Origin of the sequence: Hymenobacter psoromatis, assembly GCA_001596155.1 — a bacterium.
GTDB lineage: Bacteria > Bacteroidota > Bacteroidia > Cytophagales > Hymenobacteraceae > Hymenobacter.
Genome location: CP014771.1, coordinates 4,740,367 through 4,755,719, shown reverse-complemented (window position 1 = coordinate 4,755,719; position 15,353 = coordinate 4,740,367). Strand labels below are relative to the sequence as shown.

Genomic DNA, 15,353 nt, shown 5'->3' with positions numbered 1-15,353 from the left:
CCGATAACTTGTCCCTACCCCCATATTTTTTAGCGGTGGTCCAAGCCGTGGTGGTCAGCGAAATCAGGGGGTCTTTTTAGTCGATTGAAAAGCTCTTCCGCACTCTTCAATGGCGAATAATTCGCTCACTACTTTACTGCTCAAAAAACCTCACCAGGGGCTGCGCGATGGCCGGCGGCCAGTGCGGATGCCGGCTGCCGCTCGCACCGGCTCCTTAGTGGGCAGCCAGAGAGTCGGGCGCGAACGTCAGCAGCAGGCAGGGTAGCAGCACCAGATTGGAAAAATTAGTGAGCAGCAGCGAAGCCCCCATCAGGATGCCCAGGGCCTGGGTGCCCCCAAAGTCGCTGAAAATAAAAATCCCGAAGCCCAGCAGCAGAATGGCGCTGGTAAAGAGCATGCTGGTGCCCGCCTCGCGCAGCGTGGTGACGATGGCCAGCCGGGCCAGGCCGCCGTTGAGCACTAGCTCCTGCCGGTATTTGGCCAGCAGGTGAATAGAGTTATCGCCGTCAATGCCCAGGGCGATGCTGAAAATAAGGGCCGTGCTGGGTTTGAGGGGAATCCCGAGGTAGCCCATCAGCCCGCCCGTGAGCAGCAGCGTGACCAAGTTGGGCACCAGGGCGAAGAACACGGTGGGCACGCTGCGAAACAGCAGCAGCACCACCAGCCCCACCAGCACGAAGGCCAACAGCAGGCTATCCTTCAGGGTATGAATGAGGTAAGCAGTGCCTTTGGTGAAGATGAGCGTGGTGCCCGTGAGGTGGGCACGCAGGCCCGACCCGGCAAACAGGTGCCGGGCCTGGCCCGCCAGCTGCGGCAGCAGGCGCGCCAGGCGGTTAGAGCCCACGTCGGCCATGCGCAGCGAGAGCCGCACCTGCCGCCCGCTGGGGTCTGCCAGCGCCGGCAGGCCCAGGGCCGCGCCGGGCGGGTGCGTGAGGTAGGGCTGCATAAACGCGGCTTCCGTCGCATCGGGCAGGCGGTAGGAGCCGGGCGCGTAGCTATAAAATGCCTGCGTGGCGGCTTTAAGTCCGGCCACCACGCTCAGCGACGGCGTGAGGCCGGGCACGGTGGCCAGGTAGTGCTCGAACCGGTCGATGCGCACCAGGTTGGGCAGCTGCGCGGCCCCCCCTTTGTGGCCGGTGTCCACCACGATTTCCAGGGGCATGACCCCGCCGAACTGCTGCTGAAAAAAACGCAGGTCGGCGCGCACCGGGCTGCCCAGGGGAATATCGTCCACCATTGTAGCCACCGAAGTTATCCGCGAGAGGCCCAGGGCGGCCACCAGCAGCAGGACCGCGGTGAGCCCATACACCGCCGGGCGGTGCCGCAGCACCAGCCGCTCGAACAGCGCCAGCAGTCCCACCAGCAGCCGGGCTTCCAGGCGGCGCAGCTGGGGGGCGGTGGGGGGGGGTAGGGCGGTGAACAGCACCGGAATCAGGATAAACGACACTATAAAAGCCCCGAAAATATTGAGCGTGGCAATCAGCCCAAACTGAAAAAGCACGGCAATGTCGGTGAAGCAGAACACGAAAAAGCCGATGGCCGTGGTCGTGTTGTTGAGCAGCGTGACGAGCCCGATTTTGCGCATCACCCGCACCATAGCCAGCATCTGGTTGCCCGACTTGCGGTAGTCGTAATAGTAGCGGGCGAGCAGGTAAGTGCAGTTGGGCAGGCCGATGACGACCATAATCGTTGGTAGCAGCCCCGTGAGCAGCGTAATGTGATAGCCCAGCAGCACCAACGAGCCCACCGTCCAGACCACCACCACGAGCACCACGAGCAGGGGAATAACTACGGCGGCCCAGCACCGGAAGAACGCGTAAAGCGTCAGGGCCATGAGCAGGAACGAGAACACCAGGAAGAACCGCATCTCGCTGGTTACCTTGGCCGTGACCACCGCCTGAATGTAGGGCAGGCCGGCCAGGTGCAGGCGCATGCCCGTGCGGCGCTGAAACTGGTCAACGCGCTGCATCAGCTGCTGCACCACCGCCTGCAGGCGCGCCGAATTCACGTAGGCCGGGTCGAGCGTGAGCGCCAGCAGGGTAGCCCCCGAACGGGGGTTGAGCAGCTGCCCCTGGTAGAGTGGCTGCTGCCGCACCAGCGTCAGCAGGCTGTCGAGGCGCGCCTGCGTAGCCGGGAAGGGCACAAACAGCGGGCGCGTTGTGAATTGTTGCCGTAGCGAATCCTTCTCGATGAGCGGCAGCGTAGGCAAGGCCAGCACCCGCTCCACGCCGGGCACCTGGGCCAGGTCCTGGCTAAAGTCCTTCAGGGCCGCGAAGCCCACCAGTTGATACACGCGCGGGTCAGCCAGCCCAATAACGAGCACGTTCCCATCTTCCCCAAAAGTGCGCCGGAACTGTTGAAAGTACCGTAGGTCCGGGTCCGTCGGACTCACCACGTTTGCCAGGTTGTACGTAATCTCGACCTTGCGGGCATACCAGCCAAAGATGCCGGTAAGCAGCAGCAGCAAGCCCACCAGTAGGCGCTGGTGCCGCAAAATAATGAAGGCGAGCCTACCCCACATGACTTAAAAGCATGTTAGAAACGCAAGGTAGGCAGGCAAACGCATGGGGCAGCCAGCGAAGACAACTGCCTGCCTGCTCAGTTGCGGAAGTCGCTGCGCGCGCTGATTAGCTCTCCCACCTTTGTTTTTTGCCAGGTCATTCCACGCGTTTGCGGCTGGCCCGTCGGCTGGCCCACTCAAAGCCAGATACCCAGCCGTGGCCCTACCCCTATGCCCGCTGCCAGTTTAGTTGGCTACTGCCCAGTACCGCGCCGTGCGTAAGCCCTGAAATTGCCAAAACCGACGAACAAGGGCTCAAAAAAGCCCTTCCGACACCACGCCGGAAGGGCTTTTTAAGTTTTGAATAAGAACATAGCTATCGACTGGCAGCAGGATTTCTCCAAAAAAGCTACCACTTAATAATCATAGGACTTACGCAAAAGACGTCTGTCCTTGCGAGCATGTTGCGCATTAAGCAAGGTCGCGGCAATCGCCCCAGAACGACTGGCGCGGGTGTCGTTCTGGGGCGATTGCTTCGCTTTGCTCGCCATGACAGACGATTTGCGTAAGTCCTAAACTAGTAGCTAACTGCTTATAAACTACAGCAGTTCGGTGCTGCGCTTCACAAAGGCCGTGAGCGCCTCGCCTCTTAGCATACCTTGCGTGAGCAGGGCCAGGTCGAAGGCCTGCTTGGCGATGGTTGCGCCGCCGTCGGCCAGCACCTTCTGCACCAGCGGGCTGTTGGCGTTCACCGTCACGTCAAACGAGTCGGGTAGGGAACCGAACATCTGCATGCCGCCGCCGCCGGTGCGCTGCATGTCCTTCATGCGGCGCATAAACTCGTTTTGGGTGATAACCACCGGCGCGTCCTGCGGCGAGAGGGCCGCCACTTTCACATGCATCGTGGGGTTGCTGATGGCCCCGGTAAATACCTCCTCCAGCTTCTTTTGGTCGTCCTCGCTCAGCACGCTGGCCGGCGCTTCTTCTTTCTCGATGAGCTGGCTGGCCGTGGCCGAATCCACCCGCTTGAACGTGGTTTTCTCCAATTTCTGCTCCAGCAATCCAATGAAGTGCGGGTCGAGCACCTGGTCGAAGTCCAGCACGTCGTAGCCGCGCTCCTGGGCGGCCGCCACAAAGCCGTGCTGGCGCTCGGCGTCGGTGGTGTAGAGCACCACCGTGTTGCCATCTTTGTCCTGCTGGTTAGCCTGAATATGCTCGGTGTACTCGGTGAGCATGTACAACTTATTCTCCACGCTTTTCAGCAGCACAAAATCCTTGGCGCGCTCGTAAAACTTCTCGTCCGAGAGCATCCCATACTTCACAAACATCCCAATATCAGCCCATTTCTCCTCATAGCCGGCGCGGTCCTTGCGGAACAGCTCGGCCAGCTTGTCGGCGACTTTCTTAGTGATGTAGGTATTGATTTTACGCACGTTGGCGTCGGCCTGCAGAAAGCTGCGCGACACGTTTAGCGGGATGTCGGGCGAGTCGATGACGCCGTGCAATAACATCAGGAATTCGGGCACCACGTCCTTCACCTCGTCGGTGATGAACACCTGCCGCGAGTAAAGCTGAATCTTGTTGCGCGAGAATTGCAGCTCGTCCTTCACCTTGGGGAAGTACAAAATGCCGGTGAGGTGAAACGGATAGTCCACATTCAGGTGAATCCAGAACAGCGGCTCGTCCATGCTCATCGGATACAGCTCGTGGTAGAACTTCTGGTAGTCCTCGTCGGTGAGGTCGGCGGGCTGCTTGGTCCAGATGGGGGTAGTGTCGTTAATCAGCTGACCCTCAAACTCAATTGGAACGGGCAGGAACTTGCAGTACTTGGTGAGGATGGTCCGCAGGCGGGCCTCTTCCAGAAACTCGTCCGAGTCATCGGCTATGTGCAGCACCACGTCGGTGCCGCGCTCGGCCTTGGCGTGTTCGCCGGTCGGCTCGTCCAGGGTAAACTGCGTGCTGCCGTCGCAAATCCAGTGTGCCGTCAGGGTATCTTCCTTATAGGATTTAGACCAGATTTCAACTTCTTTCGACACCATGAAGGCCGAATAGAAACCCAGGCCAAACTGCCCGATTATCTGGTCTTTCGCCTGCGCGTCGGTCTCCTTATACTTCTCCACGAACTCGGTGGCCCCGGAGAAGGCAATCTGGTTGATGTACTTCTTGATTTCGTCGGCCGTCATGCCCAGGCCGTGGTCCGACACCGTGATTTTGCGGGCTTCCTTGTCCACGGTCACGCGCACTTTCAACTCGCCCATCTCGCCCGTGAATTCGCCCTGCCGGGCCAGGCTTTGCAATTTTTGGGTGGCATCGACGGCGTTGCTGACCAGTTCGCGCAGGAAAATCTCGTGGTCAGAATACAGGAACTTCTTGATTATGGGGAAGATGTTCTCGGTATGAATGGAAATGGAGCCAGTTTCAGACATGGGAATAGTAAAAGGTTGAAAAACAACAAAAGGCTGACTAACAGGCAGCGCCTGCTGGTCAGCCTCGTCTTTCAAAGGCTATTCCAAGGGGAAACAGGCTGTCAGGATGGCAGCTGGGGCGGCTTTCTGAGGCCGTAGCCAGGCAGGGGCTCGGCCACCTCGTCGGTGTTCCGAGCCGTGGGTGGGCAATGCTGGCTCCACTCCTGCTGCAGATGAGCAAGGCGAGGCGAGTAGTCGGTTGTCCACTGCATAGCCGCGTCGGCCTGCGCGAAAAACTGCACGTCGAACCGGATAAGCAGCTGCACTGCCATCAGAAGTCCTTCTATTACCTGATGATTATATACTCGCTTGGGCGAAAGCACGACGATGGCTTGCCGCAGGGGTAGCGTTACCAGCAAAGGCATAAAATTGGTGCTCAGCCACAGCTGGTCATACACCGAAATATCGGGCAGCGCATTCAGGTCAAGCACCACGCGCCCTACCCCCAGCTGGGCCACCAGCGCGGGCAATTTGCTGAACGCATCGCGAAAGCCCCGCATGCTACCCCCCTCCACCCAGGCCACCCGCAGCACATCCAATAGCTTATCATACTGAACACAAAGCTCTTTCGCGCAAGAAACAATCATAAAACGTTACCGCAGGTGCTTAGCAAAATTTAATTCAACCAAAAGAAATTTCCGAAGCGAATTTCGCACCTACGGAAAAAGTGTCTGGGCGGTATTCGGGTTTGCGAAAAAAATATTTTTTATGTTGGGCTTACGCAAACCATCGGTCAGCGCGAGCAGGTTGCGCGGCAAGCCAGAACGCGGGCATTGCCCTGGCCCGCCGTCGTGCGGGGGTTGCTTGGGTGCGATTGACGCCGCCTGACGCGCTGACAACCAACTTTCGCGCATGCTCCTTGCAAATACGAAGCCATGCCCAAAAATAGGGTGACGCCGCTGGAACCGGGCGATGCGGAGCGGATTGCTTTGGCGGCGAAGCGTTAAAACGCATAGCCCGGCGGGGCTCAACCCAAGCCGCCAATTGCCAGTATGGCAGCGGGAAACATACCCGGCACCTCATGACCAACGAGCACACCTTACAACGCTTCCTCGACGCCCAGGCCACGGCCTACCCCCAGGCGCTGGCCGAGCTAAAAGCCGGCCGCAAGCGCGGCCATTGGATGTGGTACATTTTTCCGCAAATTCAGGGCCTGGGCTTTAGCTCGACCTCGCAGCACTACGCTATCCGCGACGCGGCCGAGGCGGCGGCGTATCTGGCGCACCCGGTGCTGGGGCCGCGGCTGCGCGAAATTTCCGGCGAGCTGCTGAAGCTGGCGAGCCGCGATGCGAGCCGCGTTTTTGGCTCGCCCGACGACCTGAAGCTGCGCTCTTCGATGACGCTGTTTGCCCAGGTGCCGGGGGCCGACCCGGTTTTTCGGGCGGTGCTGGACGCGTACTTTGGGGGCGGGCCTGATACTAAGACCTTGGAGCTGCTTGGCTTATAAAAGCAATGACTTGAAAATCCTGACTCATCAGTTGCTGCGGATGGTGGACGTCGGCCTTGTCTGGGGCGGGCTGGTAGTGGCGGGCGGCTGCCAGCCCGATACCACGCCTGCGACTACGGCGGCCGGCCCGTTGCAGCCGGGCGCGGTGGTTACCACTGCGGCGGGCAGCCGGGCGCGGGTAGCTACGCCCGTATCCGACGCGCCCGACTCCACTGCCAATGCCCGGCCCGCGGCCAGCCCGCGGTTTGTGGTGCGCCTGGATACCCTACCCCCTGCTGCCTGGTCGAACGTGCGAAGAGTGGAGCTATACGAATCGCTGGAGGGCGGCGAAGCAGTTTTTTATTATCAGCAGCACGCATTACGGAAAATCGTGGCCCGCTACCTGGGCGAAACATATCAGCAGCGCACGACTTTTTACTTGCGAAGCGGCCAGCCTACGCTGGTAGTGGAGCAGGACTATCACTACAACCGGCCCATTACCTACGATTCGGCGGCAATGCGCGCCAATGCGGATACGGAGGCTTTTGACCTCGCTAAATCCACCATTCAGACTACCCGTAGCTATTTCGGCCGGGGCCGGCTGCGTTACCAGGCCGTGAGCCCGGCCAACGATTCGGCGGCTTATTTGCTGCGCGAACAGCGCCGCCTGGCCGACCAGCTGCGCCGCTTGCTGGCCCAGGCCGCCGCTGAGAACTAGGCGCTTGGTAATGCATTGGTTCCAGGCGCGATACATTCGCCAAACCTTTCTTGCTCCTCCCGCCATGCTCCTCCTCGCGCCCCTGATTATCGCTCTTATATTGCTGGCTATGAGCCTGCGCATTGCCCAGGAATACGAGCGCGCCATCGTGTTTCGGCTGGGGCGCTACACCGGCACGCGCGGGCCGGGGCTGTACTGGCTCATCCCGTTTATCGAGCGCCAACAGACCATCGACATGCGCACCAAAACCGTGGAGCTGGAGCAGCAGGAAACCATTACCAAGGACAGCGTGACCATCAAGGTGAACGCCGTGCTCTGGTTTCGGGTCATTAACCCCGCCGATGCCGTGATTAAGGTAGCTAATTTCAACCAGGCTGTGTATCAGCTCTCGGTGACGGCGCTACGCAACATTATTGGCCAAAACCAGCTCGATGAGGTGCTACGCGAGCGGGCCCACATCAACGGCTCGCTGCTGCAAATAGTGGACGCCGCCACCGAAGCCTGGGGCGTCAAGATTGAGTTGGTCGAGATTAAGGACGTGGAGATTCCCGAGTCCATGCAGCGGGCGATGGCCCGCGAAGCGGAGGCTATTCGCGAGAAGCGGGCCCGCATCATCAAGGCCGAGGCTGAATTGGAAGCCTCGCTCAAGCTCACGCAGGGCGCGCAGGAGATGGAAAAAAGCCCCTACTCGCTGGAATTGCGCCGGATGCAGATGCTTTCGGAAATCGGCATCGACAACAACACGACGACGGTTATTTTGCTGCCCTCCGAGTTTTCCAACGCCGCCAGCAGCTTCACCCAGATGGTGAAGCAGCGCTACCCGGCCGCGCCGGAGTCGCCCCCGGCCGGCTCGTAGCAGCCGCGTAGCTGGTGGCGGGCCCCTACCCCTCTGGGTTGGCGGCGAGGCTCGCCTGATATTTCGCCCGGTGGCCGGCCAGCCACCGGGGCCAGTTTTGCCAGCGCCAGGCCAAGTTTAGCAGCCGGGTTAATTCGGGGGCTCGCTCGGGCTCTATGCGCAGGGCCTCGGCGAGGTGCTCGCTGGCGGCGGCGGGCAGAAAGCGGCGCAGCAGCGAGATGCCCCGGTTGTGGTGCGCCAGCGCGTAGTTCGGGGACACGTCAAACAGCCGGCGGTAATCCTGGTCGGCCAGGTGGGGGCGGCGCAGCGCCTCGTTGGCCTCGGCCCGCCAGAGCAGCACGTCGGCGTGCTGCGGGTCGAGCCGCAGGCCGGTGTCGGCCGCGGCTACGGCCTCCGGGTAGCGCTTTTGAAAGAAAAAAAGCTGCGCCTGCCAGCCGTGGTAGTAGGCCCGGAGCGGGTCGAGCCGCAGGGCCTCGGCCAGGGGCTCGTTGGCCGTCAGGGAGTGGCCGTTTTCCCAGCGCGCCCTGGCCAGAATGAAGTGCGTGGCGCACCATTCCGGGGCCAGGGCCACGGCCCCTTCGGCCGCTTCCAAGGCTTCGGGTATCCGGTTGAGCTTGACCAGCGCCTCCGCCAGGTACAGCTGCGCGGTCGAATTTAGCGGGTTACGGGCCAGGTGTTGGCGGGTCAGGTCCACAACCAAGTCAGCCCGCCCGGTTTGAATAAGCTGCCAATACAGGGTGGTTTCGCTCTTGGTCAGCCGCGGCCGGGAACTGGGTGTACCTGGGGTTTCGCTCATGGCCTAGCTGCCGGCCTCCGGCTTTTTCAGGCCCAGATACACCAGAATGTCGTCGTAGAGGCCACCCGCGTTCGAGTAGAGCGCGTAGTTGCGGGCGGTGGCAAACCACTCCTTGGTGCTGGGCTTGATGGTATTAGCCGCGCCGAGAAGGTCGCTCTGCTCGATGGGCAGCGGCTGGCCACTCTGCATGGACAAGCGCAGGCGGGTGTCCACGGCGGCATCTACCACGGCCTTGAGGTCGGCCCCGCTGAGGCTGGCGGTGCGGGCAGCCACGGCGGCCGGGTTTACGCCGGCCGCTAGCGGCTTGCCCTGAAGCAAAATTTCCAGGATGCTGGTCCGGGCGGGTTCATCGGGTGGGGTCACGAGCACGATTTTATCGAAGCGGCCGGGGCGGCGGAAGGCGGGGTCGAGCTGCCAGGGCGCGTTGGTGGCGGCCATGATGAGCACGCCCTCGTTGGAGGCCGACACGCCGTCCAGCTCTTCCAAAAACTGGTTGATGACGGTGCGGCCGGCGCTCTGGCGCAGGTCGTGGCGGTTGGCGGCCAGGGCATCTACTTCGTCAAAAAACAGCACGCAGGGCGTTTGCGAACGGGCCAGCTCGAAGAGCTGGTGCAGGTTTTTTTCGCTGTTGCCCAGCCACATATCCAGAATGTCGGCGATACCCACGCTGATAAAGTTGGCCTGCGCCTCGCCGGCCGTGGCGCGGGCCAGGTAGGTTTTGCCGCAGCCGGGCGGGCCGTAGAGCAGCAGCCCGCCGCCGGTGGCCTTGCCGTAGGCTTTATATAAATCAGGGAAACGCAGCGGGTGGATGATTTTGAGCCGGATTTCCTCCTTCACGGCCTCCATGCCGCCCACGTCCCGGAAGGTAATTTTCGGTTTTTCGAGGCCCAGCAGGCGGGCCTGCTCGGCGGGGGCCGGCGGCGGGGGCACCAGGCCCGCCGCGGCCACCGGCTGCGCCGGCGCGGCCGCTTGCAGCTTGGCAGCCAGGGCCGTGTCGGCCAGGTGCGGGTCCAGGCGCAGCGCTTGCTGGTAGGCATCATGGGCGGCAGCGGGCTGCTGCTCATCGAGCAGCAGGCGGGCGTGCAGCAGGTAGGCGGGGCCGCTGGCGGGGCCGGCGGCCAGCAATTCTTCGAGCACCACCAGCGCGGCCGAGGTTTTGCGCTGCGCAAAGTAGGCTTCAGCCAGGCCCAACTGAAGGGCGGGGGTAGCGGGGGCCAGATGCAGGCCGTCGCGGTACAGCGTTTCGGCTTCCTGGTGCCGGCCGGCCTGGCGCAGCAGCTCGCCCAGGTGCTGGCGCAGGGGCAGGTTGTCGGGCGAAAATTGCAGGGCGTCGAGCAGGGGCTGGAGGGCCGGGTCGGTGGCGGGCATAAGCGAGAGAGTTGACGGGAGCTTTACGGTAAAAAACCCATTTGGGCTGCCTCTGGGTCGCCGGGCGCGCCGGGCGCACGCAACAGGCAGCCCAGAGCCTCCACTTCCTCATCCGCAAGCCGGCAGTTTGCTACGCTGGCCTTAACCAAACCAGCAATTCGTCGTTAGGAACAACCTATGGAACCCAAGCTGTTCGCACTCCATCGGCCGGGGCCCTGGCTCGCCGCCGCCCGCCGGTTGCCCGGCCCGGCCAGCTACTTGGGCGCGGCTGGCGCGGCACCGGCTGGCCGCCGAGCCGCCCGAACCTACGCTGCTCTAGCGAGCGGGCGAGCATGATGGCCGTGGTTATTGAGTGGCCGGAGAAGGTACGCCTGGCCGTCGCGCTGCTGCTGCTGCTGGGGCTGCCGGGCGGATTTATCGGTTTGTGCGCCCTGGCGCTACGGCCGCCGCAAGCTACTGCGCGCTTTACCCCGCTGCTGCGCCTACTGGTGGTAGGCCTGACGGTCGGCTTGCTCGTTTTCCTGGCCCTGCGGCAATCGCCGGTCGTGCTCATCTGGTGCCTGGTGGTCGCGGCCGTCTTTACGTTCGTGCCGCTGATGCTGCACTGGCTGGCGTGGCGTGGCAAATCGCCGCGGAGCCCGATGCCCGTGCCACCCGTCTTTCTGCCGGCCATTGGCGCGTTAGTGCCCCTGTTCTTTCTCTGGGCCAACTTTCTGGAGGAAATAATGCACGTTACCTTTCCCGCGGTCAAACCACTGCTCCGCTATCTTTTCTCCTGACCGCCGCGTAGCTGGTTGGGGCAATAGGGTGATTGGTTTCGGGAAGGCAACTTACTTTCGGCCGGTTCACCTCGTTGGCTCAGCGTCTGGGCGGGCGACCAACGTCCTTACGTCTCATGGCCCTTTACTCGCCGGAAATTCAGCATTTACTCTACGAAAATGACGCCGGCCGCGTCATCGGCCTTGATAAAGTGCAGCTGCTGGACCCGGTGCCCACCGCCCGCCTGGGCCCGGTGCGGGCACTGCTGAGCAGCCCCGACGAGTACCTGGCCTACCAGGCGGCTTCGGTGCTGACGGCCTGGGGCGATGCCACGGGCCTGCGGCACCTGGAGCAGCTCATCGACGGGCGCGTGGACCAGCGGCTGACGATGGCCCCGCACCGAATCTGGGACTACGATAACGGGTACGACGAGATGGCCTGGGCCGTGGACCTGTATGGCCTTTCGCCGGAGGCCCAACGGCCGGCGCAGCTCCGCGTCCTGGGTAAGCTGCTGGCGCTGTACGGCCCGTGCTTTTTTGAGTCGAACCTGAAAGCCACCCTGCTGGATTTGGCGTTGCCCCTAGCCACGGAGCTGGGGCCCGCCATACGCGCGGCGCTGGCCCGCACCCAGGAAAAAGGCCAGCTCTACCTGGCCAGCCAGCTGCTGCCGCCGCTGGCCCGCGTGGATAGCGCGGCGACCCGCACGCTGCTCGACCGGTTTCCGGGGCTGCTGCGGCAGGCCGCGCTGAAGCCCAGCGCGGGAGAGGCCGATAGCATTCGCGCCAACGTGCTCGAAGCCCTCGGCTACCTGCCGGTTTCGGCGCTGGACCGCCCCGCCGTGCGCGCCGCCATCGCGCGCGTGGGCAACATCCAGTGGGGCGAGCCTGACCACCACCGGCTGGGGTCAGCCCAGGCGCTGATGCGCGAGTACCTGCGCCGGGCGGGCCTGGTGATAGAGGCAGTCCGGCAGTTTCGCTCGTACCAGGTAGCCTGGCCCTGGTTCGACGCCGCCGCCTGGCTGGCCGACACGGACGAGGATGGGAGCGCGGGTCCGGAGCCAATTCATGATGTGTACGACTATACGCTGCCCGGCTACTCGCTCCTCGAAGATGAGCCGGCGTATTGGGGTCCCGGCGTTGACCCGCTGGAGGACGAGGTACTTGCCTTATCGCAGCGGTTGTCGGCCGGCCACCTTACGTATCACATGCGCCGAAGCTGCTTTTATTACCTGCGCTGGGAGGCCATCAAGCACCACCCCGCCGTGCGGGCGCTGGGCCTGCCCGACCCCTACGAGCCGCTCATTGTGCTGTACGAGCGCGGCGGCTGGTTTCGGATGGAGCACGGCGACTACATTGACTTCGGCAGTACCATGACGGGTAGAAGCACCTCCGCCCAGGCTGCTCAGTTTTCGCCCCTTTCCCTCGACCCGGCCACCCTCGACCAAATCGACCAGGACTACACCCGGCGCAGCCTGGACGAAATGCTGGCCCGGCTGCTCGCCCAGGCGGCCACCGGGCTGCACGACTATGAGGCCGTGTTGCAGCCCCCGGCTTCCGAAGCGACCCTGGCCGCGTTGCAGACGCGCGCGCGGGCCGCGCTGGGCCTACCCGTGCCAGCCGGCTACCTCACGTTTTTGCGCCTGGTTGACGGGCTGAACTGGGACGACCTGCTCATCTACGGCAGCGGTCCCTACCCCCTCGTTACCGAGCCCACCGTGTGCGTGCGCGACTTCGTGGCCACCAACCTGGCCTGGCGGCTGGCGGAGCCGGCCGCCGCATCCCGGCTCTACCTGGCCGAAGACCAGGGCCTGCTGTACGCCTACGAACCGGCCGCCGGAGCCCTACCCTACCTGGCCTACGAGCGGGCGGGCGGGGCCGTCACCGAGCGCTTTAAGTCGGCCGAAGAACTGCTGGGGCACGCCTTGCAGAGGCGCGTGTGGGAAGATAAAAAAGCGTGGCGCGGCGCGCGCTAAGCGGCCCCTACCCCCTGCAAAAACCTGGCTCTACTTGCCAGTAGGCGGCAAGGGAGCCGGCGCGGGGCCACCCGCCTGCGGCATTATTGGGGTTCGCCGGCTGCCGCGTGGATACTTTCACTTAATTCTGTCTGCGACATGCCGCTCTACTCCGCCGAAATCCAGCACCTACTCTACGAGGATGACGCCGGCCGCGTCGTTGGCCTCGCGGGCGTGCAGCGCCTAGCCCCGGTGCCCCCCGCTCGCCTGAACCCGGCGCGGGCGCTGCTAGGCAGCCCCGATGAGTACCTGGCCTACCAAGCGGCCCTGGTGCTCACGGCCTGGGGCGATACCCAGGGCCTGCGGCATTTGGAACAGCTGATAGATGGGCGCGTGGACCAGCGGCTGGCGCTGGCCCCGCATCCAATGGGGGGCTACGACAACGGGTACGACGAAATGGCCCGCGCCGTGGGCCTCTACGGCCTTGCGCCGGGAACTGAGCGGCCGGCGCAGCTGCGCGTGTTGGGCAAGCTGCTGGCCCTGTACGGCCCGTGCTTTTTTGAGTCGGGCCTGAAAGCCGCCCTGCTGGCCCTGGAGCCGCCCCTGGCCGCGGAGCTGGGGCCAGCCGTGAGCAGGGCCCTGTCCCGCACCCAGCTGGCGGGCCAGCTCTACCTGGCCAGCCAGCTGCTGCCGCCGCTGGTCCGCGTGGACGGCACGATGGCCCGCACCCTGCTAAATCGGTTTCTGGAGCTGCTGCGACAGGCCGCGCCGGAGCCCAGCGCGGAGGACGCCGAGCGCATCCGCGCCAACGGGCTTGAGGTCCTCGACTACCTGCCGGTTCCGGTGCTGGACTTCCCCGCCGCGCGGGCTGCTCTCGTGCGCATAAATAACATCGAGTGGAACCAGTCCGACGACCACGAACGCCTGGGCTCCCAGATAGCCTTGATGCAAGAGTATCTGCATCGGGCGGCGCTGGTGGCGCTTGAGCTGGGTGAAGTTGGCTGGCCCTGGTTCGACGCGGCGACCCGGCTCACGCTACCCGTCCACGGGCTAAACCTGGTACCCGCCGCAGTGGACAGCACGCTGCCCGGCTATGCACATCTGGACTACGAGCAACCCAGGACCGACCCGCTGGAAGAAGAGGTAATTACCCTGTATAAGGAGTTAGACAGCCGACGCCTGGCTAATCGTCACATAGACAGCACCTGCCGGTTTTATGTGCACTGGGAAGCGCTGAAAAACTACCCCGCCGTGCGGGCACTGGCCCTGCCCGACCTCTACGAGCCACTTATTCTGTTCTATGAGCGCGGCGGCCAATTTCGGATGGAACAGTCTTATATTGACATGCTAGGCGTTACTATTAGCCGAGGTAGCCCGGACCAGCGAGCGCAGAGCCCTTCCCTCTCCTCTCTGGACCCGGCCGTGCTCGACCAAATTGACCAGGAACATATCAGCTGGGAGCTGCACAAAATGCTGACCGGGACCCTCGCCCAAGTGGTTCCTTGGTTGCAAGCCTACGAAGCCGTGTTGCAGCCCCGAGCTTCCGAAGTGACCCTGGCCGCGTTGCAGACGCGCGCGCGGGCCGCGCTGGGCCTACCCGTGCCAGCCGGCTACCTCACGTTTTTGCGCCTGGTTGACGGGCTGAACTGGGACGACCTGCTCATCTACGGCAGCGGTCCCTACCCCCTCGTTACCGAGCCCACCGTGTGCGTGCGTGATTTCGTGGCCACCAACCTGGCCTGGCGGCTGGCGGAGCCGGCCGCCGCATCCCGGCTCTACCTGGCCGAAGACCAGGGCCTGCTGTACGCCTACGAACCGGCCGCCGGAGCCCTACCCTACCTGGCCTACGAGCGGGCGGGCGGGGCCGTCACCGAGCGCTTTAAGTCGGCCGAAGAACTGCTGGGGCACGCCTTGCAGAGGCGCGTGTGGGAAGATAAAAAAGCGTGGCGCGGCGCGCGCTAAGCGGCCCCTACCCCCTGCAAAAACCTGGCTCTACTTGCCAGTAGGCGGCAAGGGAGCCGGCGCGGGGCCGCCCGCCTGCGGCACGGCAGCCGGCAACGGGCCGGGGGTTGATGCTGGCTCCTCACCTGAAGCAGTGGGCGGCAAGGGTGCGGGAGCCGGCGCGGGGCCGGCGTCCGCGGCAGGGGCGGGACTGGCTGGCTGCTCGTGGCGGGTGGGTGGCACGTGCGTCTGGTGCGCATTATGCCAGACCACATACCCGACCGCTGCTAGACCCAACACCCCGGCCAGCGCCAACGGCACCCTCGTTTGCGGCCCAAACACCAGGGGCTGGGGCGCGTTGCGCAACTGCCGCCGGATTACCCAGAGGCCGAACAGCACGCCGCCTACCCCCACCGCCAGGTCAAAGAGCCGGCTGGTGCCCTCGCTGACGGTGGGCGCGCTGGTGGCTCCTTCGTTCATCATGTGCGGATTGAAAATACCCGCGTAGAGGAAGAATAAGCCGATGATTAACAGCACAGTAGCACGCAGGAGGGCAGAGGCGGACATAAGCGG

General features: G+C 63.6%; 12 protein-coding genes. 6 read left to right on the top strand and 6 right to left on the bottom strand.

The window, feature by feature from the left end:
- Nucleotides 1-214: 214 nt before the first annotated feature.
- The 3 genes from A0257_20180 to A0257_20170 all read right to left on the bottom strand — a co-directional run bounded on the left by A0257_20180 (nucleotide 215) and on the right by A0257_20170 (nucleotide 5,504).
- Entirely contained in the window at nucleotides 215-2,521 is a 2,307-nt protein-coding gene (locus A0257_20180; GenBank protein AMR29183.1) for a hypothetical protein, read from the bottom strand.
- A 578-nt stretch (nucleotides 2,522-3,099) separates the two neighbouring features.
- The gene (locus tag A0257_20175; GenBank protein ID AMR29182.1) at nucleotides 3,100-4,926 is read right to left on the bottom strand and encodes a molecular chaperone HtpG; all 1,827 of its coding nucleotides are present in this window, start codon (nucleotides 4,924-4,926) and stop codon (nucleotides 3,100-3,102) included.
- Between the two features lie 101 nt (nucleotides 4,927-5,027).
- On the bottom strand, nucleotides 5,028-5,504 hold the full coding sequence (locus A0257_20170) for a hypothetical protein (protein ID AMR29181.1): 477 nt from the start codon (nucleotides 5,502-5,504) through the stop codon (nucleotides 5,028-5,030).
- A 482-nt stretch (nucleotides 5,505-5,986) separates the two neighbouring features.
- Here A0257_20170 and A0257_20165 point away from each other — a divergent pair, with 482 nt between their 5' ends.
- The 3 genes from A0257_20165 (at nucleotide 5,987) to A0257_20155 (ending at nucleotide 7,965) form a co-directional block, all read left to right on the top strand.
- Nucleotides 5,987-6,412 (top strand): calpastatin, encoded by a 426-nt coding sequence (locus A0257_20165; GenBank protein ID AMR29180.1) that lies wholly within the window; start codon nucleotides 5,987-5,989, stop codon nucleotides 6,410-6,412.
- On the top strand, nucleotides 6,402-7,109 hold the full coding sequence (locus tag A0257_20160; GenBank protein AMR29179.1) for a hypothetical protein: 708 nt from the start codon (nucleotides 6,402-6,404) through the stop codon (nucleotides 7,107-7,109). Before A0257_20165 ends, A0257_20160 begins: the two co-directional genes overlap by 11 nt.
- Nucleotides 7,110-7,173: 64 nt before the next feature.
- The gene (locus A0257_20155; GenBank protein ID AMR29178.1) at nucleotides 7,174-7,965 is read left to right on the top strand and encodes a hypothetical protein; all 792 of its coding nucleotides are present in this window, start codon (nucleotides 7,174-7,176) and stop codon (nucleotides 7,963-7,965) included.
- Between the two features lie 25 nt (nucleotides 7,966-7,990).
- Here A0257_20155 and A0257_20150 read toward each other — a convergent pair whose 3' ends face one another.
- Nucleotides 7,991-8,761 carry a hypothetical protein gene (locus tag A0257_20150; GenBank protein ID AMR29177.1) on the bottom strand — a complete coding sequence of 257 codons (771 nt, stop codon included), beginning with the start codon at nucleotides 8,759-8,761 and terminating at the stop codon, nucleotides 7,991-7,993.
- 3 nt (nucleotides 8,762-8,764) lie between these two features.
- The gene (locus A0257_20145; GenBank protein AMR29176.1) at nucleotides 8,765-10,129 is read right to left on the bottom strand and encodes a cell division protein; all 1,365 of its coding nucleotides are present in this window, start codon (nucleotides 10,127-10,129) and stop codon (nucleotides 8,765-8,767) included.
- A gap of 332 nt (nucleotides 10,130-10,461) precedes the next feature.
- Here A0257_20145 and A0257_20140 point away from each other — a divergent pair, with 332 nt between their 5' ends.
- The 3 genes from A0257_20140 to A0257_20130 all read left to right on the top strand — a co-directional run bounded on the left by A0257_20140 (nucleotide 10,462) and on the right by A0257_20130 (nucleotide 14,801).
- Nucleotides 10,462-10,908 (top strand): hypothetical protein, encoded by a 447-nt coding sequence (locus A0257_20140; protein ID AMR29175.1) that lies wholly within the window; start codon nucleotides 10,462-10,464, stop codon nucleotides 10,906-10,908.
- A 116-nt stretch (nucleotides 10,909-11,024) separates the two neighbouring features.
- The gene (locus A0257_20135) at nucleotides 11,025-12,860 is read left to right on the top strand and encodes a hypothetical protein (protein ID AMR29174.1); all 1,836 of its coding nucleotides are present in this window, start codon (nucleotides 11,025-11,027) and stop codon (nucleotides 12,858-12,860) included.
- Nucleotides 12,861-12,998: 138 nt separating this feature from the next.
- Complete coding sequence (locus tag A0257_20130; protein AMR29173.1) at nucleotides 12,999-14,801, top strand: hypothetical protein; 1,803 nt, start codon at nucleotides 12,999-13,001, stop codon at nucleotides 14,799-14,801.
- A gap of 30 nt (nucleotides 14,802-14,831) precedes the next feature.
- On the opposite strand, the gene A0257_20125 is transcribed toward A0257_20130, so the two are convergent.
- Nucleotides 14,832-15,347, bottom strand: a complete 516-nt coding sequence (locus A0257_20125) for a hypothetical protein (protein ID AMR29172.1) — start codon at nucleotides 15,345-15,347, stop codon at nucleotides 14,832-14,834.
- Nucleotides 15,348-15,353: the final 6 nt, after the last annotated feature.